Source organism: Variovorax beijingensis (assembly GCF_003951285.1).
In the GTDB taxonomy this organism is placed as follows: Bacteria; Pseudomonadota; Gammaproteobacteria; order Burkholderiales; family Burkholderiaceae_C; genus Variovorax; species Variovorax beijingensis.
This window is the reverse complement of sequence record NZ_RXFQ01000005.1, coordinates 242501-269266: the sequence shown is the minus strand read 5'-3', so window position 1 is coordinate 269266 and position 26766 is coordinate 242501. Positions and strand designations below refer to the sequence as shown.

Here is a 26766-nt window from a genome sequence, read left to right as displayed (position 1 = left end):
CTCCCTTGTTCTCCAAAGTCCTGATTGCCAACCGCGGCGAGATTGCGGTGCGCCTGGTGCGTGCGCTGCGCGACCTTGGCGTTGCGAGCGTGGCGGTGCATGCGCGCGACGACGCGTCCGCATTGCATGTGCAGCTGGCCGACGCGGTTGTCGCGCTCGACGCGGCCGGGCCTTCGGCGTATCTCGACATTGCCGTGCTGATCGGCGTGGCGAAGGCGCAGGGCTGCGACGCGGTGCATCCCGGCTACGGCTTCCTGAGCGAACGCGCGGACTTCGCGCAGGCCTGCGCGGATGCCGGCCTGGTCTTCATCGGCCCCGCGCCCGAGCAGCTGGCGCTGTTCGGCGACAAGGCGCGCGCACGTGCGCTTGCCACGCAATGCGATGTGCCCGTGATGCCCGGCAGCGCCGGCGCGGTGACGCTCGCGCAGGCGCAGGCCTTCTTCGCCGAACAGCAGGCGCAGGGCGCCGCGGGCGTGATGATCAAGGCCATCGGCGGCGGTGGCGGGCGCGGCATGCGCGCTGTCATGAATGCGGACGAGCTCCCCGAAGCGCATGCGCGCTGCGTATCCGAGGCCAAGGCAGCCTTCGGCGTCGAGGGCGTGTACGTGGAGCGCCTGATGCGCAATGCGCGCCATATCGAAATCCAGGTGCTCGGCGACGGCCAGGCCGTGGCCAGCCTCGGCGAGCGCGAGTGCACCCTGCAGCGGCGCTTCCAGAAGCTGGTGGAGATCGCGCCCAGCCCCTCGCTGTCCGATGCGCTACGCGCTTCCATCACGCAGGCGGCGCTGCGCATGGCCAGGGCCGCGGGCTATCGCAGCCTGGGCACCTTCGAATTCCTCGTCGATGCCGCATCGGCCACGCTCCCTTTCGTCTTCATCGAGGCGAACCCGCGGCTGCAGGTCGAGCACACGGTGACGGAGGCGGTGACGGGCCTGGATCTCGTGCAGCTGCAGATGGCGGTGGCAGCCGGCCAGCCCTTGAAGACACTTGGCGTGGAAGCCGACCGCACGGCGGCGCAGCGCGGCTTTGCGCTGCAATGGCGCATCAACGCCGAGACGCTCGACGCCCATGGCAACGCGCGGCCCTCGGGCGGCACGCTCGCGCGCTTCGACCTGCCGAGCGGGCCCGGCGTGCGCGTCGACACGCACGGCTATGCAGGCCTCGCGCCGTCGCCGCACTACGACACGCTGCTTGCCAAGCTGATCGTGCATTCGCCGTCGCCGCGTTTTGCCGATGCGCTGCGCCGCTCGCTGCGTGCACTCGACGAATGCCGCATCGACGGCATCGCGACCAATCTTGCATTGCTGCGCGCCATCGCGGCGCGGCCCGAGTTCGCGGCGCAGGCGGTGCACACGCGCTTCGTCGAAGCGCACCTGGGCGACCTGCTGGCCGCCGCGGCGTCGCTTGAAGGGCATGCGAAGAAGATCGCACCTGCCGATGCGCAGGCGGCGGCAATCGAGGTCGATGCGGACGACCTGACGATCAAGGCCCCGATGCCCGCGAAGCTGGTGCAGTTCGAAGTGGCGGTGGGCGATGTGCTGCCTGCCGGCGCGCAGCTCGGCGTGCTCGAAGCCATGAAGATGGAGCACCTGCTGCACGCGCCCGTCGCGGGCCGCGTGGTTGCGCTGCTCGCCGAGCCGGGCGACTACCTCGTCGAAGGCCAGTCGCTGGTGCGGCTGGAGCCTGTCGATGCCGAGGCGGCTGCAGCCGAGGCGCGCACCGAGCAAGACCTCGATGCGATCCGCCCTGACCTGCAGAAGGTGATCGACCGCCATGCCTTCACGCTCGATGCCAACCGCGGCGCGGCTGTGGCCAAGCGGCATGCGCAGGGCGGGCGCACCGCGCGCGAGAACATCGCCGACCTGTGCGGCACCGCCTCCGACCCCGGCAACTTCATCGAATACGGCGCCCTTGCGGTGGCCGCACAAACGCGCCGCCGCACGCTCGAGGACCTGATCGCCAACACGCCGGCCGACGGGATGGTGACGGGCCTGGGCAGCATCAACGCGAAGCAGTTCGGCCCCGAGGCGTCGCGCTGCGCGGTGCTGGCCTACGACTACACGGTGCTGGCCGGTACGCAGGGTATGCGCAACCACCACAAGACCGACCGCATGCTGTCGATCGCGCACCAGCTGAAGCTGCCGGTGGTGCTGTTCGCCGAAGGCGGGGGCGGGCGGCCGGGCGATACCGACATGCCCATCGTCGCGGGCCTCAACAACCACACCTTCAGCCAGTTCGCGGCGCTCTCGGGCAAGGTGCCGGTGGTGGGCATCGTGCATGGCCGCTGTTTCGCGGGCAACGCCGCGCTGCTGGGCTGCGCCGACGTGATCATCGCCACGCGCGGCAGCAACATCGGCATGAGCGGCCCCGCAATGATCGAGGGCGGCGGGCTCGGCAGCTTTGCGCCCGAGCAGATCGGGCCGAGCAGCGTGCAGTCGCGCAACGGCGTGATCGACATCCTGGTGGAAGACGAGGCGGCGGCGGTGGCTGCGGCGAAGCAATACCTTTCGTATTTCCAGGGGCCGGTGAGCGACTGGCAATGCGCCGACCCGCGCGCGCTGCGCCACGTGGTGCCCGAGAACCGGCTGCGCGTGTACGACGTGCGCGCCGCGATGCGCGGCGTGGCCGACACGGGCTCGCTGCTCGAACTGCGCGCCGGCTTCGGCGCAGGCATCGTCACCGCGCTGGCGCGTATCGAAGGCAAGCCGGTGGGGCTGATGGCCAACAACCCGCATCACCTCGGCGGCGCCATCGACGTGGAAGCAGCCGACAAATCGGCGCGCTTCATGCAGCTGTGCAATGCGCACGGGCTGCCGATCGTCTCGCTGTGCGACACGCCCGGCTTCATGGTCGGTCCGGAGATCGAGGCGCAGGCGCAGGTTCGCCATGTGTGCCGCATGTTCATGGTGGCCTCGCACCTGCGCGTGCCCTTCTTCGCCGTGGTGCTGCGCAAGGGCTACGGCCTGGGCGCGCAGGCCATGACGGCCGGTGGCTTCGATGCGCCGGTGTTCACGGTGGCCTGGCCGACCGGCGAATTCGGCGCGATGGGGCTCGAAGGCGCGGTGCGCCTGGGCTATCGCAAGGAACTGGCCGCGGCGGCCGAAGGTGCCGAGCGCGACGCGCTGTTCAAGACGCTGGTGGCGCAGCAGTACGCCAACGGCGAGGCGATCCACATGGCGCAGACGCTCGAGATCGATGCGGTGATCGATCCTGCAGAAACCCGCACCTGGCTGGTGCGCGGGCTCGCATCCGCGGGGCGTTCCACGCAGGCGGCCTCACCCTACGTAGACACTTGGTAACCATGCACTAGACCTCGTCACGTGCAATGGCAAGGGGGCTCCGTAAACTGAGCCGCTTTGCGCGCATGAAACTGGGTTCGCATCGGCTTTCCGCTCTTCGCAAAGGTGCGCTGCGGCATTGGATGGCCGCAGTGGGTTGCCTGCTGTTCGCCGTTGCAGTGGCCGTGCAGGCCGTCCAGCCCGATGCCGATGGGCAGCAGCAGCCGAAGCAGTCCGTCGAGGCGCACTGGGTGGCCGGATGGGCGGCCGCCCCGGTGGATTTCCGCGAACTCAGTGCGAATCCGCTCCTCACGGCGGCGGCCCCCCGGCCCGGCGGCGATGCGTTCCGCGGACAGACGCTGCGGCAGCAGTTCGAGCCTGCATTGAGCGGCGAGCGTGTCCGCATCCGCTTTTCGAACCGCTTCGGCAAGACACCCCTGCACGTCGCCGAAGCCAGCGTGGGGCACGGCACCGGCGGCGGCGCGGTATCGCCGGCCACGCTGCGCAAGCTGCGCTTCGGCGGACGCGCCGGCACGGTCGTCGCGCCGGGCGCCGAAGCCTGGAGCGACGGTGCCGACCTGAAAGTCGAGGCCGGGCAGGCGGTGGCGGTGAGTGCCTTCTTCGATCGCGCCGTGCCCTTCGCGACCGTTCACCTGCGGTCGCCCGACACCAGCTGGGTGGCTGGCGGCAATGCGGTCGCAACGCCCAGGCTGCAGGACGCCGCGCCCTTGCCGCTGAACCACATCGTGACCGGACTCGACGTGATGACCAACCAGCCCGTGCGCACGGTGGTGGCCTTCGGCGACTCGATCACCGCGGGCGGTGGCGAGGCGGGCGACGGGTCGTATCCCGAACTGCTCGCCACGCGCCTGCGCAACAGCCCTTCGGCGGCGCAGGCGGTCTCGGTGCTGAACATGGGCATCGGCGGCAACCGCCTGCTGGTCGACGGCATCGGCCCCAACGGCCTCTCGCGCTTTGCGCGCGATGCGCTCGGGCAGAGCGGCGTGACGCACGTGATGATCCTGCTGGGCACCAACGACATCGGCCGCAGCGTGTTCGTCCTGCCGGGCCGGCCGACGCCGGAGCACGAGGTGCCGACGGCGGAGCGCATCACCGACGGCCTGCAGCAATTGATCAAGCAAGCCCGCGCCAAGGGCGTGAAGGTGCTGATCGGCACCGTGCCGCCGTTCAGGAACACGCCCTACTGGACCGAGGCCACCGAGGCCATGCGCGGCGAGGTCAACCGCTGGATCCGCAGCCGCCAGGACGTGGACGGCATGATCGATTTCGACGCCGTGCTGCGCAACCCGGCCGATCCGACGACGTTGAATCCCGCCTACGACAACGGCGACCACCTGCATCCCAACAAGGCGGGCCATGCCGCCATGGCCGCGGCCGTCGATCTTCGCGAACTGCAGGAGTAGCGGCCGCAGTGAGTGCCTACAAAGGTACTAATTTCGAGGAAACACCTCTACACAAAGTCCCGTCGAGTGCTTACAGGCGCTTCACATGGGTTGGTCAGCATGAAGGCTCCAACCACTCATGAGGGGACCCCCATGAAAAAACTCGCAATCACCCTTTCCGTCGCCGCCGCTTCGCTGCTGTCGGTGGGGGGCGCACTGATGGTGCCGACCGCCGCCCAGGCGCAGCGCGGGGTGTTCGTCGAGGTGCCGCCGCCGCCGCCTCGCCACGAGCGCATTCCGCCTCCGCGCCGCGGCTACGTATGGGCCCCGGGGCACTACGAATGGCGCGGCGGACGCCATGTGTGGATCAGGGGCATGTATGTGCGCGCCCGTCCGGGCTATGCCTACCGCCCGCCGGAATGGCGCGAGCGCGATGGCCGCTGGGAATACCGCCGTGGCGAGTGGGACCGTGACCGCGACGGCGTGCCGAACCGCTACGACCGCCGCCCGAACAATCCGAACCGGTATTGATCCGCGGTATTCCTGAGCGGGCTCCGCCTACCGGAACACGACCGTGCGGTGCCCGTTCAGCAGCACGCGGTGCTCGCTGTGCCACTTCACGGCGCGGGCCAGCACCTGGCTCTCGGTGTCGCGGCCTCGGGCCGTGAGGTCCTCGACCGTGTCGGTGTGGTCGGCGCGTGCCACGTCCTGCTCGATGATCGGGCCTTCGTCGAGGTCGGCCGTCACATAGTGGGCGGTGGCGCCGATGAGCTTCACGCCGCGGTCGTGCGCCTGGTAGTAGGGCTTGGCGCCCTTGAAGCTGGGCAGGAACGAGTGATGGATGTTGATGGCCCGGCCCGCCAGGCTCTGGCACAGGCCGTTGCTCAGGATCTGCATGTAGCGCGCAAGCACCACGAGTTCGGCGCCTTCGGCCTCGATGATCTCCAGCTGCCGGGCTTCGCCCTGCGCCTTGGTGGCGGCCGTCACGGGAATGTGATGGAAGGGCACGTTGTAGCTGGCGGCCAGCTGGTAGAAGTCGCGGTGGTTCGAGATGATGGCGCGCACGTCGATGGCCAGCAGGCCGCTCTTCCAGCGGAACAGCAGGTCGTTCAGGCAGTGGCCTTCCTTGCTGACCAGGATCACGGTCTTCATGGGCTCGGCCGCGGCATGCAGCTGCAGGCTCATGCCGAAGCCGGCGCCGAAGGTGGCGAGCTGCTCGCGCAGCGCCGCCTCGGGGTGGTCGCTGCAGGCGAAGCGCACGCGCATGAAGAACAGGCCCGTGTCGTGGTCGTTGTACTGGGCGGCTTCCTCGATGTTGCCGCCGCGTTCGAGCAGAAAGCCCGAAACGGCATGCACGATGCCCGTCCGGTCGGGGCAGGAGAGGGTCAGGATGTAAGCGGGCGTAGTGGTCGTCATGAGGGGCACGATTGTCGCAGGGGTGCCAGAATGCCGTTTTTTGGTGCGCGTTAAGCAGGAGCAATCGATGGCTTATCAGGACTTCAACATGGGCAACCAGTGGTTGCCCTTCACTCCCAACCGCCACTTCCAGAAAGACCCTCGCGTTTTCGTGGCCGCCGACGGCATGGAGTTCACCACGCACGACGGCAAGAAGGTGATCGACGGCATCTCGTCGCTGTGGTGCGTGGGCGCGGGCCACAACCGAAAGCCGATCAACGAGGCGATCAAGAAGCAGCTCGACACGCTCGACTACGCCACCGCCTTCCAGGTCAGCAACGACAAGGCCTTCAAGGCGGCCGAGATGATCGCCTCGCTGGCGCCCGGCGACCTCAACAAGGTGCTGTTCTGCAATTCGGGCTCCGAGGCGGCCGACACCTCGATGAAGGTGGCGCTGGCCTACCACCGTGCGCGCGGCGAGGGCCACCGCAACGTGTTCATCGGCCGCGAGAAGGGCTACCACGGCGTGGGCTTCGGCGGCATGTCGGTGGGCGGCATCCCGGGCAACCGCAAGGTGTTCGGCTCGGCCTTTTTGCCGCGCGTGGACCACATGCGCTTCATCCACGATCCGGTGAACCATGCCTACATCCACAACGAGGAGCCGGTGTGGGCCGAAGACCCGCTGGTCGAGCTCGAAACGCGCATCCTGCCGCTGCACGATGCGAGCAACATCGCCGCGATCATCGTCGAGCCGGTGGCCGGTTCGGCCGGCTGGTACCTGCCGCCCAAGGGCTACCTGAAGCGCCTGCGCGAGATCTGCGACAAGCACGGCATCCTGCTGATCTTCGACGAGGTCATCACCGGCTTCGGGCGCATGGGCACCAACTTCGCGTCGGACTATTTCGGCGTGGTGCCCGACATGCTCAACTTTGCCAAGTGCGTGACCAACGGCGTGATTCCGCTGGGCGGCGTGATCTGCCGCGACAAGCTCTACGACGCGATGATGAAGACCGACGCGCCCGAGCACGTGGTCGAGTTCTTCCATGGCTACACCTACTCGGGCCATCCGGTGGCCTGCGCCGCCGCCATTGCCACGCTCGACCTGTTCAAGGAAGAAAACCTGTTCGCGCGCGCCGGCGAAATGGGCAAGGTGCTGGGCGATGCGTTCCACAGCGCCTTCAAGGGCCTGCCGAACGTGGTCAGCATCCGCAGCCTCGGCCTGGCCGCCGCGGTGGAACTCGCGCCCATCGCGGGCGCGCCGGGCAAGCGCGCCTACGACGTCTTCCTGGACTGCTTCCACAAGGGTGCGCTGGTGCGGCCCGCGGGCGACGTGCTGGTGATTGCGCCGCCCTACATCGTGGAGAAGCAGCACATCGACACGCTGGTCAACACGCTGGCGGACTCGATCAGGAAGTTTGCCTGAGCCGCCGGGCCGCTCCCAAGGCGAAGACCGCAGCGCGCAGCGCGGAGGCTATCGAACGCGGATTCCTGCGCAATAGTCCTTCGGCGGCAACGGGGCCGTGCGCCAGACGGCGTCGTAGGCTTCCTTGTCCTGATCCTCGTCCGGCGATTCGCCGGCCTGCAGCCGCACGGACTTGACCGACAGGTCGGTCGGCAGGTGCTGCGGCACGCCCAGCACCTTGGTGGCATGGCCCGCGCCGCTGACCAGCAGCACCGTCTTGCCCGGCTGGCGGGCCTTGACGATGGCCTGCGCCATGGCGCGGTCGCGCCCGACCTGGATGCGCGTCATCGGCACGATCTGGGGCTCGGGCAGCAGCTTGCAGTGGCCTTCCCGCACGGCGTCCTGCTGCGCGGCGTAGGCCTCGCCGTTGAGCTGCACGTCGAGCGAGACGTCGGCCATGGTGTTCTTCATGCGCGAACGCGGCAGGTTGGCGCCGATGACGGGCACGCCGGCGCGCACCGCGGCCATCACCGCCGGGCCGTAGCTCTGCCAGGGCCAGGCTTTCTCGTTCCAGGCCAGCGCGTCGCGCACCTGCGCATCGGTGGCCGCGGCGTCGAGCCGGACGGTGCTGTGGCCTTCCTCGGCCATTTCGAGCAGCAGCGCGGCCAGCTTGCCCCGGCCGGCCAGCGCCTCGACGGTTTCGCGTTCGATCGTGTGGTGCTCCGGGGCGTCGTGCTGCTCGCCGAGGATGAGCGCGTCCGCCGGCAGCAGGGCCGCCGCGCGGCGTGCCACGGGCGCATCGGGGCCGTCGAGGAGAGCGGTGCAGCCCGCAAAGGCCATGGCAGCGAACAGGGGCAGCAGGAATCGGGAAGCCCGTACGGGAAAGGGTTGGCATCGCATCGCGCCATACTATGCGCTGGCGCTCGCACGCAGCGCCATCCAATTCCGCTTCTTCTCTTCCCGTCCGTGTCTCTCCGCTTTCCGGTTCGCGTGCTGGCCACGCTGTTGCTCGCGCTCGCCGCGGCCGAAATCTGCCTCGCCCTGCACACCCCCCTGCCGTGGATGATCGGCCCGCTGCTGGCGGTGTCGCTGGCATCGATTGCCGGCGCGCCCACGGCCAGCTTCACGCCGCTGCGCAATGCCGGGCAATGGACCATCGGCACGGTGCTGGGCCTTTATTTCACGCCGCAGGTGGTGGCGCTGGTGGCCGGCGTCTGGTGGGCCATTGCGCTGGCCATTGCCTGGGCATTGCTGCTCGGCTGGGCATTCGGGCGCTGGCTGCACGGGCTGCACGCCCGGCGAATGCCGCATGTACCGGCCAGATCCATGAGAGCCACGACTTACTTCGCTGGCGCCATCGGCGGTGCCTCCGAGATGACGCTGCTGTCCGAATCGGCCGGCGCGCGCACCGACCTTGTCGCCGCGGCGCACAGCCTGCGGCTGGTGGTGGTGACCATCGCCATTCCGTTCGCGATGCAGTGGAGCGGCCTGCACGGCCTCGAAGTCAATCCGCCCACGGTGCGCGAAGTGAATGCGGGCGGGCTCCTGCTGCTCGCGCTGGCCACCGGCGCCGGCGGGCTCGCGATGCGGGCGCTGGGCCGCACCAACCCGTGGTTCATGGGGCCGCTGGTGGTGGCGATGGGATTCACCATCGCGGGCCAGCCGCTGTCGGCCGTGCCCGGCTGGATGTCGAACACCGCGCAGCTCGTGATTGCGGTGAGCCTGGGCGTGCGCTTCAGCCGCGAATTCCTGCATACGGCGCCGCGCTGGCTGGGATCCGTGGCGCTGGGCACCGTCGGCATGCTGGTGCTGTGCGCGGGCGCCGCCTGGCTGCTGGCCTGGGCGACGGGGCTGCATCCCGCCACGATGATCCTGGGCACCTCGCCGGGCGGCATTGCCGAGATGTCGATCACCGCCAAGGTGCTGCAGCTGGGCGTGCCGGTGGTGACGGCGTTCCAGGTGTGCCGGCTGGTGGCGGTGCTGCTGCTCGTGGGGCCGATGTATCGATGGATTTACCAACGGAAATAAGCGGCGGGCGCTGAAAAGACACAAAAAAAGCGCCGCTCGGGCGCTTTTTTTGTTCGGGCGGGCGGGGAACCCGGGTTTTCAGTGCACCAGCACCGGCGTGTGCGCCAGTTCGGCATAGCCCTCGAGCGTGTCCTCGACTTCTTCCTGCGTGGGCGTGTTGAGCTGCCAGGCGGCAATCTGCTGCTGGAACAGTTCGGCCCAGGAACCGTCGAGGTAGACCTCCTTGCCCGAGCGCTTGTCGACGATCTCGAAGCCGTGGCGTTCCAGCACCGGGACGTTGGGCTGGTCCGGTGTGTCGCTTTCGTTCGGCTGCACGTGCACGACGACGAAGGACTCCGAGTCATAGAGCATGTTCATTGCGGGGCCTGTGAGGATGTCGATGGCATTCATGGGGGTTAGATAGCAATCAACGCGCCAGTTTCAAGAAGGGTTGTCGCATTGCGGTCACAACGGTGTTTCTTTACTTCGTTTGTACTATCAGCTGGCTGGCCCGGCCGGAAGGGATTCGCGCAACTGCATGTCGGCGAAGTCGCCGTTGGGCTGTGTCTGTTTCATCCGCACCGGCAGGTAGCCCAGCGCCGGCGCGAGCCAGATTTCGATCTTGTCGTCGAATTCGCGCCGCGGGCTGCGCGTGAGCTTGCGCACCGTGTAATCGCCGGCCGGCACGCTCATCTGTTCCTCGCCCTCGATGTTGAACACCCAAACGCCCGCGTCGCGCGGCCCGGCGGTCTGGATGGAAATGCGGCTGCCGGCCGGGTAGCGGCCCGGGTCGCCCGCCAGCATGCCGCCCAGCTGCATCACCACGCTGAGCCGGTCCTGCGCGCCGGGCAGCAGGGGAACGCTGGGCGCGTTGTTGCTGAACATGATCTGGCCCTGGTCGCGCAGGAAGTGCGAGGCGAGCTCGCCCTTGCGGCTCTCCGAAAAGCGCGCCGGCTCGATGCCTGTGGGCCCGATCCGGCCGGTGCTGTGCTGGCTGCGGATGGTCCGGAACAGGAATTTGAGCGAGAGCCGGGCGTCGTAGCTGCTGCCGTCCTGCAGCCAGACCAGGTCGCCGAAAACGCCCTGCATCGGCGAGGCGCCCTGCTGGCCCGTGACCGCGAAGGCAAGCTTGACCGACCCGGGGATGCGCAGCGCTTCGGGCCCGACGACATTGCCCGCCGCGGCGCTGGCGGCGCCCGCGGCCTCGCCGGGCGCACCGTTTCCGACGCCGGTGTTGGCCGTGCTGCCGGCCCCGCCCAGCATGGCGCCTGCCGGGGCGCTGGCCGCCTGCTCGGGAGGTGGTGCTCCTGAATCAATAGCGTTTTGCGCCGTGAGGTCGGGCGTTTGCGCCGGGGGCTGTTCCGAAACCTGGGGCGCCGGCTGCGGCACCGGCTCGGGTGGCGGCGCCACCGGCCTGGGCCTGGACGGCTCGCGCGGCCGGCGCGGCTTTGCGGGCGGCGGCGGCTTGGCTTCGGCCACGGGCGGCGCGGCGGCCGGCTTTTCCGCAGCCGGCGGCGCGATCACGATGGTACGGGTGATGAACTTGTTCGCGAGCGGCGAGGGGTCGGGCCCGATGGCCGTGGGCGCGAGATCCAGCAGCAGCACGTGGGCCAGCGCGACCGCCAGCGTCAGCCCGGCCAGCGCGCGCCATGACGGGCGTGCCGGCGGAGCGGCGGAGGACGGCAACGGGGAGGCGACAAGCGTCGGCATGAGGAGGTGGAGTGAGCGCCGGCGCCGAGGTTCACCGGGAGCACCTCGGTACACTGCCGCCCGTTCAACCAGTTTAGTGGGCGCGGCGCCGGCTCTCGTGTTCGCGCCGTGTCCTTCATCACGCATTTGCCATCATGAAACTCGCCACCCTGAAGGACGGCTCGCGCGACGGCCAGCTCGTCGTCGTCTCGCGCGACCTCACGCTCGCCCACTACGCCACCGGCATCGCCAGCCGGCTGCAGCAGGTGCTGGACGACTGGGGCTTCATGAGCCCGCAGCTGCAGGACCTGTACGACGCGGTCAACACCGGCCGTGCGCGCCATTCCTTCCCGTTCGACCCCGCCCAGTGCATGGCGCCGCTGCCGCGCGCCTACCAGTGGGCCGACGGTTCGGCCTACCTGAACCACGTCGAGCTGGTGCGCAAGGCGCGCAATGCCGAAGTGCCCGAGAGCTTCTACACCGACCCGCTCATGTACCAGGGCGGCAGCGACGATTTCCTCGGCCCGGTCGACGACGTGGTCGTGCCCAGCGAAGCCATGGGCATCGACTTCGAAGCCGAGATCGCGGTGATCACCGGCGATGTGAGGATGGGCGCCACGCCCGACCAGGCGCTCGACGGCATCCGCCTGGTGATGCTGGCCAACGACGTGAGCCTGCGCAACCTGATCCCGGCCGAGCTGGCCAAGGGCTTCGGCTTCTTCCAGAGCAAGCCGGCCACCGCCTTCAGCCCCGTGGCCGTGACGCTCGACGAGATCGGCGAAGCCTGGCAGGACGGCCGCGTGCACCTCACGCTGCAAAGCAGCTGGAACGGCCGCAAGGTCGGCATGTGCGACGCCGGGCCCGAGATGACCTTCCACTTCGGCCAGCTCATCGCCCACATCGCCAAGACGCGCAACGTGCGCGCCGGCAGCATCGTCGGCAGCGGCACCGTGAGCAACAAGGGCGTGGAAAAGAACGGCCAGGTGGACTGGCCCAAGGGCTATTCGTGCATTGCCGAGAAGCGCTGCATCGAGACCATCCAGGGCGGCGCGCCGGTGACCGAATTCATGAAGTTCGGCGACACCATCCGCATCGAGATGAAGGGGCTGGACGGCCGCTCGCTGTTCGGCGCGATCGACCAGGAGATCGTGTCGGCGGCGGGGCGGCCGAAGGTGGCGCCGGTGTCGCTGGTGAACCCGCAGGACGACGACAACGGCGCCGAAGACTGACTAGCGCGGTGCGGCGCGCAGCAACTCCTTCTGGCTGCGTATGCCCAGCCGCCGGAACGCCCGGTACTGGTGGGTGCGCACCGTTGTGAGTTCGATGCCGATCTCGCGCGCCGCTTCCTTGGCCGTGCGGCCGGCCATCAGCTGGCCGATGACTTCGCGCTCGCGCAGGCTCAGGGTCAGAAGGCGCGAGGCGAGGGTGGGCGCCACCGCTTCCCGGGCGGCCATGGCGCTGCGGCCGTGGGCCAGGGTGGCGTCCGCCAGGAGCGTGGCGTGGCGCTCGATGGCCGCGAAGTCGCCGGCGCCGAATTCGGGCTGCGCGAGGCTCCGGTAGAAGCTCACGGCCACGCGCTGGCCGGCGGGCGTCAGGCGCAGCACCGATGCGCGCTCGCGGATGCCCACGTCGCCGTAGCAGGCCGCGCGGTAGGCCGGGTCGGCCACCTCGTCGGCGCGCTGGTGGCCCAGCCAGAGCTGCGCGCGCCGGGGCAGCTTGCGCGCCGCCAGCCAGGTCATGTTGGGATCGAGCAGGTCGAAGCGCTGCGCCACGTAGCGCTCGGCCGTGCGTTCGGCCGTGGTGCCGTAGCTGCTGGCGGCCGACACCGCCTCGATGCGGCCGGTGGCGTCGACCGCGAACACGGTGCAGAAGGTGACGGGCATCACGCGGTGCATGGCCGCGAGGCAGCTGGCTGCCAGGTGCGGCGTGCCGATGCCCGCGAGCACGTCGCCGGCGAGGGCCGCGGAAAGCGTGGTGTCCGCGGCGGGCTGGATGCGCCAGCGTCTCATGGATAAGCAGAAGGGCAGGGTAATTACTTCGTACGAAGTTATGACAGTGATCGGCGCCGCGCATCGGGACAATCCCGCTGCATGACGACGAATCCCACCGTTGCGGCCACCGCGCCGCCGCCGCCCGGCACACGGGCCGCCGATGCCGCCAGCGGCCCCGTGCCGCCGCCGGCCAGCGCCACCGGACTGCCGCCCTCCGTCGGCGCCTTTCACTACACGCGCTACCAGGCGCGCACGCCTGCGCTCGCGCACGACGGCGTGGAGCCCGGCCGCCATCCGGTGGCGATCGCGGGCGGCGGGCCGGTCGGCCTGGCGCTTGCGCTGGGGCTCGCGAACCAGGGCGTGCGCTGCGTGATCCTCGAGGCCGACGACACGGTGTGCGTGGGCAGCCGCGCGGCCTGCATCTCGCGCCGCAGCCTGGAGATCATGGAGCGGCTGAACGTGCTGCCGGCCTTCATGGCCAAGGGCCTGCCGTGGACCGGCGGGCGCAGCTTCTACAGGACGGCCGAGGTGTTCCGCTTCGAGATGCCGCACGACGAGCGGCAGAAGCTGCCGCCGATGATCAACCTCGAGCAGTACTACATCGAGCAGTACCTGCTGGACGAAATCCTCCGCCGCGACGAAGCGTCGCCGGGGCTCGTCGACATCCGCTGGGGTACCGAGCTCACCGGCCTCGCGCAGGACGAGGAAGGCGTGACGCTGGACGTGCGCAACCCCGAAGGCGCCTACCGGCTGCGCGGCCAGTGGCTTGCCGCCTGCGACGGCGGCCAGAGCTTCGTGCGCAAGGCGCTGGGGCTCGCGCTCGAGGGCACGGGCTACGAAGGCCGCTACGTGATCATCGACATCGAGCTGCACAGCAAGCACCCGACCGAGCGCCGCGCCTGGTTCGACCCGCCGTGGAACCCGGGTTCGACCGTGCTGATGCACCGCCAGCCCGACGACATCTGGCGCATCGACTACCAGCTGCGCGCGGGCCAGAGCACCGAGGAAGCGCTGAAGCCGGCGGCCGTGGCCGAATTCGTGCAGCGCCACCTGGATGCCATCGGCGAAGGCCACCTGCCATGGAAGACGGTCTGGACTTCGGTCTACCGCGCGGGGGCGATGACGCTCGGCAGCTACCGGCATGGCCGCGTGCTGTTCGCGGGCAATGCGGCGCATGCGATGCCGATCTTCGGCGTGCGCGGCCTCAACTCGGGCTTCGACGATGCGGACAACCTGGCCTGGAAGCTGGCCTTCGTGGCGCGCGGGCTTTCGGATGCGTCGCTGCTCGATTCGTATTCGCAGGAGCGCATCGCGGCCTTTCACGTCAACGCCGAGAACGCCATGCGCAGCACCGAGTTCATGTCGCCGCCGTCGCGCGGCTTCGACCTGCTGCGCGAGGCCGCGCTCTCGCTGTCGCAGGTGCACCGCGGCATTGCGCAACTGATCAACCCGCGCCAGACCCAGGCCGTGCGCTATGCGGATTCGGCGCTGTCGAGCGAAGGCGATGCGCTGCCTGCGGGCCCGCTGCCCGGAGAGGTCATGGCCGAGCAGCAGCTCGAGCAGGGCCACCTGACCGACTGGATCGGGCCGACCTTCACGCTGCTGGTGCTCCAGCCGGGCGCCCCTGCCATGCCGCTGCCGGACGATGACGTGGCACAGGCGCTAGGCGGCGTGCTGCCGTTCGCGGTGCGCACCATTGCAGGCCCGGGCATCGAAGGCGCCGACGCGCAGGCCAGCCCCGCCGTGTTCGAGGCGCTGGGTGCGCGCAACGGCGCCGTCTACCTGCTGCGCCCCGACGGCCATGTGGCCGCGCGCTGGCGGCGCATGCCCCGCGGCACGCTGCAGGGCGCATTGGCCCGCTCCGCTGCAGCCATCCCTTCCACGGAGATTGCCCGATGACCACACCGCTTCCATCCGACGCACGCGACCGGCTCTACGCGGAGTGCGCGCGCGCCATTACCGAAGCGGGCGCCGAGCGCGAATCGCTGTTTCTCGCCCGCCTCGCGCTGCTGCTGTTCGAACAGGTCGGCGACGAGGCGCGCTGCCACGCCGCGCTGGCCGACGCCCTGCGCGCGCTGCCCGTACCATCGCTGTCCGCCACCGAACCACTACAAAAAGGAGACTGATCCATGGATCGCCGCACCCTTCTCGCCACGCTCGCCTCCGCCGCCGCCATGGCTGCCGCGCCCTTTGCCCGCGCACAGGACTATCCCGCGCAACTCATCAAGTGGGTGGTGCCCTATCCGGCCGGCGGCGGCACCGACGTGATCGCACGCGTGCTGGCCGAAGCCATGCGCCAGGCCCTGGGCCAGCAGATCGTGGTCGACAACCGCCCCGGCGCCTCGACCAACATCGGCGCCGACCTCGTCGCCAAGAGCAAGCCCGACGGCTACACGATTTTTTCGGCGGACAACGCGGTGCTGGCCTTCAACGAGCACCTGTTCGGCAAGCTGCCATTCAATCCGGAAAAGGACTTCACCTACATCGGCGCGATCGGCAAGTTCCCGCTCGCGCTGGTGGTGCACCCCGATTTCCCGGCAAAGAGTTTCAAGGAGTTCCTGGCCTACGTGAAGGCCAATCCGGGCAAGGTCAACTACGCCTCGCCGGGCAATGGGTCGCCGCACCACCTGGCCATGGAAATGTTCAAGGCCCGCACCGGCACCTTCATCACCCACATTCCCTACCGCGGCGCGGCGCCCGCCATGGCCGACGTCATGGGCGGCCAGGTGCCGTGCATGTTCCTCGACCTGGCATCGGGCCTGCCGATCATGCAGGGCAACAAGGTGCGCGTGCTGGCCATCGGCTCGGGCGCGCGCAGCAAGGCGCTGCCCAGCGTGCCGACGCTGGCCGAAGTGGGCGTGCCCAACACCGAGGTGTTCGCGTTCCAGGGCATCCTCGGCCCGGCCGGATTGCCGCCCGCGGTGGTCGCCAGGCTCAACAGCGAGCTGAACCGCGCGTTCGGCACGCCGGCCGTGCAGAAGCGCTTCGACGATTTCGGCATGGAAGCCATGCCGGGCACGCCGGCGCAGTTCGCGGCGCTGTCGCGCGCCGAGTCCAGGCGCTGGGGGCCGATCATCAAGCAGGCCGGCATCAAGCTGGACTGATGAAGCCTGCGCGGCCCGGGGCGGGCCGCGCTACGGCGTGTAGGCCTTGCGCGAGCCGTCCTCGAAAACGTGCTCGTCGTGCTGCAGTTCGCCGCCCTCGTTCCAGCTGCGCTCGCGCGTCACGCGGCCCTTGGCATCGAAGCTCGATTCCGCCAGCAGGATGCCCTTTTCGCTGAAGCGCCGATGCGTGCCCACCGGCACCTGGCGCCCACGGCCCGCCACGAGGTAGCGGCCATGGGCGGCGCGCTGCCCGCTGTCGTAGAACTCGGTGATCTCGACCGTGCGCGCATCGCCGGTCCCGCGGTAGGCCGACTTGCTGCGGGGCCGGCCATTGAGGTGGTAGCTGTCGTCGCCGATCGGTTCGCCCGCCGGGTTCCATCGCTGGTCACGGATCAGCGCTCCCTTTTCGGAGAACTCCTGCTCGCGTTGCCGCACCGCGCTGCGCTCGATCAGCAGCCACACCGTTTCGCGGCGCTTCACGCCTTCGGATGAAAACTGGCGCTCGGTGCGCTGGCTGCCGACGATCTCGTCCTGCACGGAAGGCTTGCCGTTGTCGTAGAAGCTCTGCGAACGCACCCGCTTGCCTGCCAGGTACGAAACCCGCGAGCGCAGGATGCCGCCCGCGTCGAAAAGCTCGACCTGCGACGGTCCGCCGGCGAATCCGCACAGCCTGGCGTCGTCGGCGGCCGGCGCCAGCATGGGCGCTTCGCCGCAGCGCAGCGCCGACATCTGGCCGCGCTCCGTGAACTCGACGAAGGCGCGGTCGGTTCCAACGGCTGGATAGAAGGTGACCCGGCGCAACTGGCCGCCCGGGTAGAAGCTGCGCACGAGGCCGTGCTCCTGGCCGTCGTCGTAGACCGCCTCGCGCACGACCTGCCCGTTGGGCGCGAACTCGCGGGCGGGGCCATGGATGTTGCCCTTGGCGTTGAGGGTGTGCTCCCTGGCCAGCTTGCCCTTCTCATAGAAGCGCGCCAGGCCCATGAAGACGCCGTTCTGGATCTGCTGCTCGCGCTGGAGCTCGCCGGTTTCGCGCTCCTTGCAGCGCATCAGCCCCGTCTTGCCCGCGGTGCTGCTGCCGTCGGACGGATCGACCTTGCGGCCGTTGAGCTCGCAATCGAGGACCGCGTGGGCGGTGCCCGCCGCAAAGAGCCAGAGTGCGGCGGCCGCGGTCCGCAGCACAGTTGCACCGGAGCCCGCAGAGGCTGCGAGCCGGCTGGGGACGGCTCGGGGCGGAGGGTTCATTTGTCGTAGAGCGCTGCCAGGGAGCGAAAGCCCTTGGCCTCGATCGGATTGCCGAACGGGTCGCAGAAGAACATGGTCCACTGCTCGCCCGGCTGGCCCTCGAAGCGCACCTGGGGCTCGAGCACGAACTCGATCCCGGCGGCCTTCAGCCGCTTCGCGAGCGCCTGCCAGTCAGGCAGGGCGAGCACGATGCCGAAGTGCGGCATCGGCACCATCGCGTCGCCGACGCGGCCGGTGCGCGTGGTGGCGAAGGGTTCGCCCAGGTGCAGCGAGATCTGGTGGCCGAAGAAGTCGAAATCGACCCACGTGTCGGTGCTGCGGCCTTCGGCACAGCCGAGAACCTGGCCATAGAAGCGGCGGGCCGCGTCGAGATCGCGGACGTGGAAGGCAAGATGGAAGATGCTCTGCATGTTCCGGATTATGGGCAGCGGTGCTGTGAGAATGCCGGACTTTCTTTCATCGTGGAGCAAGCCTTGCGGATACTCCGGATACTTGTTGCGCCAAGGCGCGACACCCCTTTGAAGACGCCCGCGCGCGCGTCCCTGCTTTCGCGGTTGCCGCGCCTCGCGCTGGCCGGCGCCTGCTGCGTTCTCGCACTGGCGGCGCAGGGTGCCTGCCCGCCGTCCGCCATTGCCAGCCTCGGAAAGCCCGGTGCGGCCGTCGGCCAGTGGAATGCGGCCGACCGCGGCCTGCTGTGGCGCGCCGAGCGGGACGGGCGCACCTCCTGGCTCTATGGAACCATTCATCTCGGGCGCGCCGAATGGGTGCGGCCCGGGCCCACCGTGCAGAAGGCGCTGGAGCAGAGCGATGCGCTCGCGCTGGAACTCGACTTGCGCGACCCGGTCGCGATGCAGCCCATGACGCAGCAGGCCGATCCGGCCGTGGTGGCGCGGCTGCTCAGCGGCGAGCGCGCGCAGCGGCTGGCCCGCCAGAACGAGGCGGCCTGCGTGCCGCCCGGCCAGACCGCGGGGCTGCAGCCCATCCTGCAGGTCATGTCGCTGGCGGGCCTGGTGGCGCGCGCCGATGGCCTGTACCCCGAGTTCGGTGCCGACGAGGCCCTGGCGGTTTCCGCGCGCAACAACAACAAGCCGGTGTTCGCCCTCGAAAATGCCGCCGCGCAATTGAAGGCGCTGACCGGCGGTTCCGAAGCCGAAGAGGCCGAGCAGATCGACGCGGCCCTGAACGAACTGGAATCGGGCCAGCTGCGCGCGCAGATGAAGGAGCTGGCCGACATCTGGGCGCGCGGCGATGCAGACAGGCTCGGCCGCTACCCCGAATGGTGCAACTGCCTCAACACGCCCGCCGAGCAGCGGCTCATGAAGCGCCTGCTCGACGACCGCAACTCCGGCCTGGCGGACGGCATCGAGCGCATGCACGCGAGCGGCCAGCGCGTGTTCGCCGCCGTGGGCGCGCTGCACATGGTCGGGCCGCAGGGGCTGCCGGCGCTGCTGGCGGCGCGCGGATTCCAGGTGGTGGCGGTCCCGCTGGTGGCGCAGCCGCCCGTTGCGGCGCCGACCGCGCCCGCGCCGAAGGCGAGCGCCCGCGGCGCGCAAGGGGCCAGGGGCAATCGCGGCGCCAGGGCTTCCGGCGCCAAGGCCTCGGGCACCCGGAGCACGGGCAACGCCAAGTCCGCCCGGCGCGCCCCGGCACCAAAGAGCAAACAGCGCCGATAATCGCCAACGCCATGCACCTGCTGCGAAACCACCCCCGCTTCCTCGGCCTCGTCGGCCGCTGGGTGCTGCTGTGGTTCGCGCTCTCGATCGGCGCGGCGGTGGCCTCGCCGATCGTGCATCCGCAGGCGGTCGAACTGGTGTGCTCGAGCGCCGGCTCGATCAAGGCGGTGGTCCACACCGAAGACGGCGTGCAGGAGATGGGCGCCTCGCACATGGACTGCCCGCTGTGCGTGCTCACCGGCGCGCCGCCCCCGTCGCCGGCTGCCGCCGCTTTCGATCTTCCCCTGCCGCTGGGCCGCGTGGTCCAGTCCATTCCTGCTGCGCGCCTGGCCGCGGCCACCGCCGCGCCGCTGCCGGCGCGCGGGCCTCCCGCCCTCTCCTGAAGCTGTCAAAACCGTAGCTGCGTGCGCTCGATCGACGGGTGCATGCGGCCTGTCCGGCTTGAAGTTCGTGGAGCAGGTTCCGAGTGAAAAAGCATTCCCGCGCCGTGGCGATCGCCATGGCATTTCCCCTTGGCGCGCCCGCGTGGGCGCAGGACGCGCCTGATCCATCCGGCGGCAGCGCTGCCCGCACCCTGAGCACCGTCGCGGTCAGCGACGGCCGCCCGACCTCGCTGCCGACCCAGATTCCGACCACCATCGAGGGCATGACGCACGAGCAGATCGCCGAAACCGTCAACGCCACCGACAGCGAAGACGCGCTCAAGTACCTGCCCAGCCTCGTGGTGCGCAAGCGCTACATCGGCGATTTCAACCATGCGGTGCTCGCCACGCGCGCCTCGGGCACGGGCAACAGCGCGCGCTCGATGGTGTACGCCGACGGCATCATGCTGTCGAACCCGCTGGGCAACGGCGCCACCTACGCGCCGCGCTGGGGCATGGTCTCGCCCGAAGAGATCGAGCGGGTCGACGTGCTGTACGGGCCGTTCTCGGCCGCCTACCCCGGCAACTCGGCCGGCGCCGTGGTCGACTACGTGACGCGCATGCCCACCCGGCTCGAAGCGCACGCCAAGCTCAGCGGCTTCGCCTCCAGCTTCGACCTGCACGGCAGCCATTCCTCGCCCACGGGCCAGCAGCTCGAGCTCTCGCTGGGCAGCCGCAGCGGCGACTGGTCATGGTGGCTCAGCGCCTCGCGCACCCACAGCAAGGGGCAGGCGCTGGTGTTCGGCAACCGGCTCGCGAGCGCCGGTACCCTGGGCAACGCCGGCACGCCGGTCACCGGCGCGGTGCCGGGGCTGAACCCGTCGAACCAGCCCTGGTGGCTCATGGGCGGCTCGACGATCTACGACACCACGCAGGAACAGGCCAAGCTCAAGCTGGCCTACGACTTCTCGCCCACGGTGCGCGCCACCTACTCGCTGGGCGCCTGGAACAACACCACGCACGGCGGCGTCGACACCTACCTGCGCGATGCCTTCGGCCGGCCGGTGTATTCGGGGCGCGTGAACATCGCCGGGCGAAGCTACAACCTCGATGCGCCGAGCGCCGCCCTGGCGCCGACCGAGACGGCGCTCACCCATTACATGCACGGCCTTTCGGTGAAGAGCCATGCCGGTGGCGTGTTCGACTGGGAGCTGTCCGCAAGCCTGTTCGACTACGCGCGCGACACCTCGCGCACGCCGACCACGCCCTTGCCCGGCGCCTTCAACGGCGGACCGGGCCGCACCACCGACATGGGCGGCTCCGGCTGGCACACCTTCAAGGCCGCCGGAACATGGCGGCCCACCGGCTCGGCCGAGGGCGTGGGCGCGCACGTGGTCGACTTCGGCTTCCAGCAGGACACGGCCCGCCTGCGCACCGGCGTCGGCAACACCCTCGACTGGATCGCCGGGCCGGCCGTGTCGCCGTTCTCCGCCTTCAACGGCAACACCCGATTGCAGTCGCTCTACGTGCAGGACACCTGGCGCTTCGCCAGGGACTGGAAGACCACGCTCGGCCTGCGCCACGAACGCTGGGAGGCCTACGGCGGCCAGCTCGGCAACGCGACGAAGCTGCTCGACTTCGCGCCGCGCAGGAACAGCTACGACTCGCCCAAGGCCGCCCTCGCCTGGCAGGCCACGCCGGACTGGCTGCTCAAGGCATCGACCGGCCGGGCGGTGCGCATGCCGACCGTGAGCGAGCTCTACCAGGGCTCGATCGAGGGCAGCCGCATCGTCAACACCGATCCGAGCCTGCGGCCGGAGCGCTCGTGGACCACGGAGCTCAGCGCCGAGCGCGACCTGAAAGGCTGGGGGCTCGACGGCGTGCTGCGCACCACACTCTTCTTCGAGAACACCAAGGACGCGCTCTACAGCCAGGCCCTCACCCATCTTGTGAGCACGGTGCAGAACGTCGATGCCATCCGTACGCGCGGTCTGGAGGTCGCGCTGAACGCGGTCGACGTCGGCGTGAAGGGCCTGGACCTGAGTGGCAGCCTCACGCTGACGCGCTCGAAGATCGCGGCCAACAGCGGTTTTCCCGCCAGCGTCGGCCGCGAACAGCCGCGCGTACCGAAGCTGCGGGCCACGCTCCTCGCCACCTACCGGCCCGATGCGAGATGGAGCTACACCGTCGGCGCACGCTACAGCGGCAAGCAGTACGGCACGCTCGACAACAGCGACGGCAACGGCGCGGCCTACATGGGCTTCTCGAAGTTCTTCGTGGTCGACGCGCGCATCCGCTACCGGATCGACCGCCAATGGAGCGCCGCCTTCGGCATCGACAACCTGAACAACAACAAGTACTGGGCCTTCCACCCCTATCCGCAACGCACCTATGTGGCCGAACTCAAGTTCGACCTCTGATCCTTTTCACCCCGCTTACTTCAAGGAGTTCCCGCCATGAACCACCCACGCACCACCCTCAAGACCGCCGCCGCCTGCATCCTGCTGGCAGGCACGACGGCCGCCTGCGCCCACGTCACCCTGCCGCGGGGCGGCGTCACCGTCGGCAGCGACTACGACGCGGCCTTCCGCGTCGGCCACGCCTGCGAAGGCGCCAAGGCCACCACCGGCCTGGCCGTGCGCCTGCCCAGGGGTTTCCTGCTGAGCGACGCGCAGGCGCGCAAGGGCTGGAAGCTCGACGTGCAGAAGAACGCCGGCGATGGCGAAGTGCGCTGGACCGCCGAGAGCCCGCAAGCGGCGCTGCCCGCCAGCGAGCGCGCCGAGTTCGTGCTGCGCGGCAAGGTGCCGGGCACGCCCGGCCCGCTGTGGTTCAAGGTGCTGCAGACCTGCGACGTGGGCAGCATCGACTGGGCGGAAGTGCCGGCCTCGGGCAGTTCGACCGCGGGGCTCAAGAGCCCTGCCGCCAGGCTCGATGTGGTGGCGCAGGGCGTGGCCACGGTCGACGTGCGCGATGGCTGGGTGCGCCAGTCGGTGCCGGGCCAGAGCGGCACCGGGGCCTTCATGAAGCTCACCGCGCCCACCGGCGCCAGGCTGGTCGGCATCTCGACGCCGGCTGCCGGCGTGGCCGAAGTGCACGAGATGAAGATGGAAGGCGACACCATGAAGATGCGCGAGCTGCCTGGCGGCCTCGACCTGCCCGCCGGCCAGACCGTGGAGCTCAAGCCGGGCGGCTACCACGTGATGATGATGGACCTGAAGCAGGCGCTGGCCAAGGGTTCGACCGTGCCGGTGACGCTGCGCTTCGAGGATGCCAAGGGCCAGAAGACCTCGCTCGACCTGAACCTGCCGGTGGGCGCGCCGGCAGGCGCCGAAGCGGCCGCGCCGGCCCATCAGCACAAGCACTGACGGCTGCGCCCTACAGCAGCTGGTCCGGCGCCAGCGGACCGAACAGCCGCAGCAGCAGGCGCAGGGTCAGGCTGGCGTCGGGCTCGGTGGAGGTGTCCTTCAGCCCGCTGCCTTCGGGCGCCCGCCAGACCAGCGAGCCGTCGTCCAGCTCGACCCGCCATGAGCCCTCGCGCATGCCGCGCTCGATCTGCGCGGACGCCGCGCGGGAGAGCTCGGCGCTTCGCACGAGCAGGGCGATCTCGGTGTTCTGCAGCTGCGAGCGCAGGTCCAGGTTCATCGAGCCGACCACCAGCAGCCGTCCGTCCAGCACCAGCACCTTCGAATGCAGCATCGAGCGCGATTCGCCGAGGCTGCCGCTGCCCGAGGAGCCGAATGCATTGCTGACGCTGGCCTGTTCGCTGCGCAATTCGTAGAGTTCGACGCCGATCTTGAGCAGGTCCTCGCGATGCCGGGCATAGCCGACATGCGCCACCGGCGCGTCGTTCGAAGACAGCGAGTTGGTCAGCACGCGGATGCGCACCCCTCGGCCCCGAGCCGCCGCGAAAGCCTGCTTCATGTCCGGGCCGGGCACGAAATAGGGCGAGATGACGAGCAGGTCGCTGCGCGCCTGGCCGATCAGCTGCAGCAGGCCTTCGACGACCGTATCGCTGCCCGCGGCAAGGTCGGAGCTGGCTTCGAGCGCCGCCGCGCGCCGCGACGAACTGGCGGCGTCCCCGGGCTGGCTCACCACCAGGCCCGGCGCCCTCGTCTTCTCGGCGCCCTTGTCGGCGGGAATCTTTCCGGGCTGGTCGGCGAGCATCACCGCGGGCGCCCAGACGAAACGGGCGGTTCGCAGGTCCATCGGTTTTTCGTCCCAGGCGCGGGCGAGCTGTGCCGGCGTGGGTGCGGCGCCGTCCTTCGGTTCTGTTCCGGGCGCGGGCGCGGGCGGCGGGGTGGCCGGCGGCGGCGAGTTCTGCGCCCGGGCCGACTCGTCGGCCAGCTCCCGATCGGCCTGCTGCGCGCGCTCGCGGATGGCCTCCAGCTCGCTGCGCTTGACCAGCGACTGGACCGGATAGGCGCGCTCGTTGTTCCAGTAGCTGTCGAAGCTGCGCGACAGGTCCTGCACGATCGGGCCCGCCGCCAGGATGTCGACGTCGATGTAGTTGCCCTTCAGCGCATTGCCGAAGTAGGCATCGCCCAGGTTGCGCCCGCCGGTGACGCCGAGCACGTTGTCGGCGAGGAAGAGCTTGTTGTGCATCCGCTGCTGGATGCGCGAGGCATCGCCGATCGAGTTGAGAACGCGCGCCAGCGAAGTCCCGCGCGCGCCGGCCAGCGGGTTGAACAGGCGCATCTCGATGTTGGGCACGAAAGCCAGGCCCAGCACCAGCGCATCGCGCCCGGTGCTGTGCAGATCGTCGAGCAGGATCCGCACCCGCACGCCGCGCTCGGCCGCCGCCCGGATGCCTCGCACCAGCCGGCCGGTGCTGGCATCGGCGTGGATGGCGTAGTACTGCAGGTCGAGCGTTTTCTGGGCGCCTTCGATCAGCGCGAGCCGGCTGCCGTAGGCGGCAGCCGGCCCCGCGAGCAGCAGGAAGCCGGATTCGAAGCGCGCTCCGTCGGCTTTGCGCCGCTGCTGCACCAAGGCCTCCAGCGCGGTGCCGTTGGGCGAGGCGAGCGCGGTCGATACCGGCCGGTCGACGTGCTCGGGCAGTTGTGCGCAGGCGCCCTGCAGGACGAGGACAAGAAGCGCAATGGTTCGGCCAAAGAGCGCGTAGAAGGAAGACATGCGGCGTTCCCGGAGCTTGGAAGCCGCATATATAGCCCAGTCGGCGCCGCCCCGGCGTGGGACGGCGGGACAGTCCGATGTAGAACCAATGAACTAGCGCCCGGCGGACAGCTCTTCCTGGCGTTCCAGCGCGGCCAGCAACTCGTCATCGATCTGGGCGTGGCGCTGGCTCAGCTCGGCCGCGCGCGAAGCGTCGGTGGCGTAGATCGCGCCGCCGTCGAGCTCAAGCATTTCGCCGATGCGCTTCTGCTCGGTCTCGAGCGTCTCGATCTGCGCCGGGAGCGCCTCGAGCTCGCGCTGCTCCTTGTAGCTGAGCTTCTTGCGCGCGGCGGTGGTCGGACGCGCGGCCGCCGGTTCGGCGGCGGCGGGAGCCGGTGCGGGCGGCGGGGCAGGCGGGGCGCCGGCGGCCTGTCGTTGCTCCGCGATCTCACGCGCGCGCTTCGACTGGATCAGCCAGTCCTGCACGCTGCCCTCGTACTCGCGCCAGTGGCCGTCGCCCTCGAAGGCGATCGTGCTGGTCACCACGTTGTCCAGGAAGGTGCGGTCGTGGCTGACCAGGAACACGGTGCCGTCGTAGTCCTGCAGCAGCCCTTCCAGCAGTTCCAGCGTGTCGATGTCCAGATCGTTGGTCGGTTCGTCGAGCACCAGCACGTTGGCGGGGCGCGCGAACAGGCGCGCCAGCAGCAGCCGGTTGCGCTCGCCGCCGCTCAGGGAGCGCACCGGCGAATTGGCACGCGCGGGGGAAAAGAGAAAGTCCGAAAGGTAGCTCTTCACGTGCTTGCGCTGGCTGCCGATCTCGATCCACTCGCTGCCCGGGCTGATGAAGTCCTCCAGCGTCGCGTCGAGGTCGAGCTTGTCGCGCATCTGGTCGAAATACGCCACCTGCAGGTTGGTGCCGCGGCGGATCTTGCCGCTGTCCGGCTCGAGCTCGCCCAGGATCAGCTTGAGCAGCGTGGTCTTGCCCGCCCCGTTCGGGCCCAGCAGGCCGACCTTGTCGCCGCGCAGGATGGTGCCGGTGAACTTGCGGATCACGGTCTTTTCGCCGAAGGACTTGGTCGCCTCGGTGAGCTCGGCCACGATCTTGCCGCTGCTCTGGCCCGAGGCCACGTCCATGTTGACGCTGCCTTGCACCTCCCGGCGCGCCGCGCGGCTTGCGCGCAGGGCTTCCAGGCGGCCGATTCGGCTCTGGCTGCGGGTGCGGCGCGCCTCCACGCCCTTGCGGATCCAGATCTCTTCCTGTGCGAGGAGCTTGTCCGCCTTGGCGCTGATGACTGCTTCCTGGGCGAGCTGCTCTTCCTTCTGCAGCAGGTACTGCTCGAAATTGCCTGGGTAGGAATTCAGCTTGCCCCGGTCCAGCTCCACGATGCGGGTCGCCACGCGGTTCAGGAAGCTGCGGTCATGGGTGACCGTGACGACGCTTCCCTTGAAGTCGATCAGCAATTGCTCCAGCCATTCGATGGAGTCGAGGTCCAGGTGGTTGGTGGGCTCGTCCAATAGAAGAACGTCCGGCGCGGCCACAAGCGCCTGGGCCAGCGCGACCCGCTTGCGGGTGCCGCCGGAGAGCGAGCCGATCCGGGCGTTGCGGTCCAGGTGGAGCCGATGCAGCGTCTCCTCCACGCGCTGCTCCCAGTTCCAGGCGTCGAAAGCCTCGATCTGCGACTGCAGCGCGTCCAGGTCCAGACCCTCCGCACCTGAAAGATAGAGGTCCCGTATGGCGATGACCGGGGCCAGCCCCTGGCTGGCGGCCGTAAATACGTCCGCCTCCATGTCCAGCTGGGGTTCCTGGGCAACGAACGCGATGCGCAGGTTCTGCTGCAACTGGAGGGTGCCGTCGTCCGTCTTCTCCAGACCGCCCAGTATCTTGAGCAGGGAAGACTTGCCGGCACCATTGCGGCCGATCAGGCCGATACGCTCCGATTCGAGAAGAGAGAAGTCCGCATGATCGAGCAGCGGGACGTGACCGAACGCGAGTTGGGCGTTGAGGAGTGTGATGAGTGCCATGTGGCGTGGATTATCGGAGGAGCCCCCCTTTCCCTCCCGGGGGCGGCGCGAAGCGCTGCCCCCGGGAGGGAAAGGCTCCGACGCCGATT

22 protein-coding genes are annotated in these 26766 nt (G+C 69.5%); 13 read left to right on the top strand and 9 right to left on the bottom strand.

Annotated features, from left to right (window positions below):
- The first annotated feature begins 5 nt into the window (after positions 1-5).
- The 3 genes from EJO66_RS10640 to EJO66_RS10630 all read left to right on the top strand — a co-directional run bounded on the left by EJO66_RS10640 (position 6) and on the right by EJO66_RS10630 (position 5212).
- Complete coding sequence (locus tag EJO66_RS10640) at positions 6-3299, top strand: carboxyl transferase domain-containing protein (protein WP_125965247.1); 3294 nt, start codon at positions 6-8, stop codon at positions 3297-3299.
- 65 nt (positions 3300-3364) lie between these two features.
- Complete coding sequence (locus tag EJO66_RS10635; RefSeq protein ID WP_240648564.1) at positions 3365-4702, top strand: GDSL-type esterase/lipase family protein; 1338 nt, start codon at positions 3365-3367, stop codon at positions 4700-4702.
- Positions 4703-4834: 132 nt separating this feature from the next.
- On the top strand, positions 4835-5212 hold the full coding sequence (locus EJO66_RS10630) for a YXWGXW repeat-containing protein (RefSeq protein WP_124958835.1): 378 nt from the start codon (positions 4835-4837) through the stop codon (positions 5210-5212).
- A 27-nt stretch (positions 5213-5239) separates the two neighbouring features.
- On the opposite strand, the gene purU is transcribed toward EJO66_RS10630, so the two are convergent.
- Complete coding sequence (gene purU / locus EJO66_RS10625; protein WP_124958834.1) at positions 5240-6097, bottom strand: formyltetrahydrofolate deformylase; 858 nt, start codon at positions 6095-6097, stop codon at positions 5240-5242.
- A gap of 67 nt (positions 6098-6164) precedes the next feature.
- On the opposite strand from purU, the gene aptA reads away from it, so the two are divergent.
- Positions 6165-7499: an omega-aminotransferase AptA gene (gene aptA, locus EJO66_RS10620; protein WP_124958833.1), complete on the top strand. Its 1335-nt coding sequence runs from the start codon at positions 6165-6167 to the stop codon at positions 7497-7499.
- 48 nt (positions 7500-7547) lie between these two features.
- Here aptA and EJO66_RS10615 read toward each other — a convergent pair whose 3' ends face one another.
- Positions 7548-8318 (bottom strand): ChaN family lipoprotein, encoded by a 771-nt coding sequence (locus EJO66_RS10615; RefSeq protein ID WP_125965246.1) that lies wholly within the window; start codon positions 8316-8318, stop codon positions 7548-7550.
- Positions 8319-8444: 126 nt separating this feature from the next.
- Here EJO66_RS10615 and EJO66_RS10610 point away from each other — a divergent pair, with 126 nt between their 5' ends.
- Positions 8445-9506 (top strand): AbrB family transcriptional regulator, encoded by a 1062-nt coding sequence (locus tag EJO66_RS10610; RefSeq protein ID WP_124958831.1) that lies wholly within the window; start codon positions 8445-8447, stop codon positions 9504-9506.
- A gap of 78 nt (positions 9507-9584) precedes the next feature.
- Here the strand turns inward: EJO66_RS10610 and EJO66_RS10605 are convergent, their stop codons facing one another.
- Together EJO66_RS10605 and EJO66_RS10600 are read right to left on the bottom strand one after the other, a co-directional pair.
- Positions 9585-9896, bottom strand: coding sequence for a BTH_I0359 family protein (locus EJO66_RS10605; RefSeq protein WP_124958830.1), 312 nt, complete (start codon positions 9894-9896; stop codon positions 9585-9587).
- Positions 9897-9983: 87 nt separating this feature from the next.
- Positions 9984-11195 carry a DUF3108 domain-containing protein gene (locus EJO66_RS10600; RefSeq protein WP_124958829.1) on the bottom strand — a complete coding sequence of 404 codons (1212 nt, stop codon included), beginning with the start codon at positions 11193-11195 and terminating at the stop codon, positions 9984-9986.
- Between the two features lie 134 nt (positions 11196-11329).
- Between EJO66_RS10600 and EJO66_RS10595 the strand changes: the two genes are divergently transcribed.
- A complete protein-coding gene (locus EJO66_RS10595) occupies positions 11330-12403 on the top strand; it encodes a fumarylacetoacetate hydrolase family protein (protein WP_124958828.1) in 1074 nt (357 codons plus the stop codon).
- Here the strand turns inward: EJO66_RS10595 and EJO66_RS10590 are convergent, their stop codons facing one another.
- Positions 12404-13183: a LuxR C-terminal-related transcriptional regulator gene (locus EJO66_RS10590; protein ID WP_124958827.1), complete on the bottom strand. Its 780-nt coding sequence runs from the start codon at positions 13181-13183 to the stop codon at positions 12404-12406. It abuts the gene before it with no gap.
- Positions 13184-13264: 81 nt separating this feature from the next.
- On the opposite strand from EJO66_RS10590, the gene EJO66_RS10585 reads away from it, so the two are divergent.
- Genes EJO66_RS10585 through EJO66_RS10575 form a run of 3 tightly spaced genes read left to right on the top strand, consistent with a single transcriptional unit; the run spans position 13265 to position 16269 of the window.
- The gene (locus tag EJO66_RS10585) at positions 13265-15064 is read left to right on the top strand and encodes an FAD-dependent monooxygenase (RefSeq protein ID WP_125965245.1); all 1800 of its coding nucleotides are present in this window, start codon (positions 13265-13267) and stop codon (positions 15062-15064) included.
- Entirely contained in the window at positions 15061-15291 is a 231-nt protein-coding gene (locus EJO66_RS10580; protein ID WP_124958825.1) for a hypothetical protein, read from the top strand. Before EJO66_RS10585 ends, EJO66_RS10580 begins: the two co-directional genes overlap by 4 nt.
- A 3-nt stretch (positions 15292-15294) precedes the next feature.
- Positions 15295-16269, top strand: coding sequence for a Bug family tripartite tricarboxylate transporter substrate binding protein (locus EJO66_RS10575; RefSeq protein ID WP_125965244.1), 975 nt, complete (start codon positions 15295-15297; stop codon positions 16267-16269).
- Positions 16270-16299: 30 nt separating this feature from the next.
- Here the strand turns inward: EJO66_RS10575 and EJO66_RS10570 are convergent, their stop codons facing one another.
- Together EJO66_RS10570 and EJO66_RS10565 are read right to left on the bottom strand one after the other, a co-directional pair.
- A complete protein-coding gene (locus EJO66_RS10570) occupies positions 16300-17511 on the bottom strand; it encodes a toxin-antitoxin system YwqK family antitoxin (RefSeq protein ID WP_125965243.1) in 1212 nt (403 codons plus the stop codon).
- Positions 17508-17921, bottom strand: a complete 414-nt coding sequence (locus EJO66_RS10565; protein WP_124958822.1) for a VOC family protein — start codon at positions 17919-17921, stop codon at positions 17508-17510. The genes EJO66_RS10570 and EJO66_RS10565 overlap by 4 nt, the downstream gene beginning before the upstream one ends.
- A gap of 108 nt (positions 17922-18029) precedes the next feature.
- On the opposite strand from EJO66_RS10565, the gene EJO66_RS10560 reads away from it, so the two are divergent.
- The 4 genes from EJO66_RS10560 to EJO66_RS33285 all read left to right on the top strand — a co-directional run bounded on the left by EJO66_RS10560 (position 18030) and on the right by EJO66_RS33285 (position 22911).
- A complete protein-coding gene (locus tag EJO66_RS10560) occupies positions 18030-19184 on the top strand; it encodes a TraB/GumN family protein (protein ID WP_223262260.1) in 1155 nt (384 codons plus the stop codon).
- 11 nt (positions 19185-19195) lie between these two features.
- Positions 19196-19567, top strand: coding sequence for a DUF2946 family protein (locus tag EJO66_RS10555; RefSeq protein WP_124958820.1), 372 nt, complete (start codon positions 19196-19198; stop codon positions 19565-19567).
- Positions 19568-19683: 116 nt separating this feature from the next.
- The gene (locus tag EJO66_RS10550) at positions 19684-21966 is read left to right on the top strand and encodes a TonB-dependent receptor (RefSeq protein WP_125965242.1); all 2283 of its coding nucleotides are present in this window, start codon (positions 19684-19686) and stop codon (positions 21964-21966) included.
- Between the two features lie 36 nt (positions 21967-22002).
- Positions 22003-22911, top strand: coding sequence for a copper chaperone PCu(A)C domain-containing protein (locus EJO66_RS33285; protein ID WP_124958818.1), 909 nt, complete (start codon positions 22003-22005; stop codon positions 22909-22911).
- A 10-nt stretch (positions 22912-22921) separates the two neighbouring features.
- Here the strand turns inward: EJO66_RS33285 and EJO66_RS10540 are convergent, their stop codons facing one another.
- Together EJO66_RS10540 and EJO66_RS10535 are read right to left on the bottom strand one after the other, a co-directional pair.
- Positions 22922-24676, bottom strand: coding sequence for a phospholipase D family protein (locus tag EJO66_RS10540; RefSeq protein WP_125965241.1), 1755 nt, complete (start codon positions 24674-24676; stop codon positions 22922-22924).
- 93 nt (positions 24677-24769) lie between these two features.
- On the bottom strand, positions 24770-26677 hold the full coding sequence (locus EJO66_RS10535; RefSeq protein ID WP_124958816.1) for an ATP-binding cassette domain-containing protein: 1908 nt from the start codon (positions 26675-26677) through the stop codon (positions 24770-24772).
- Positions 26678-26766 lie beyond the last annotated feature (89 nt).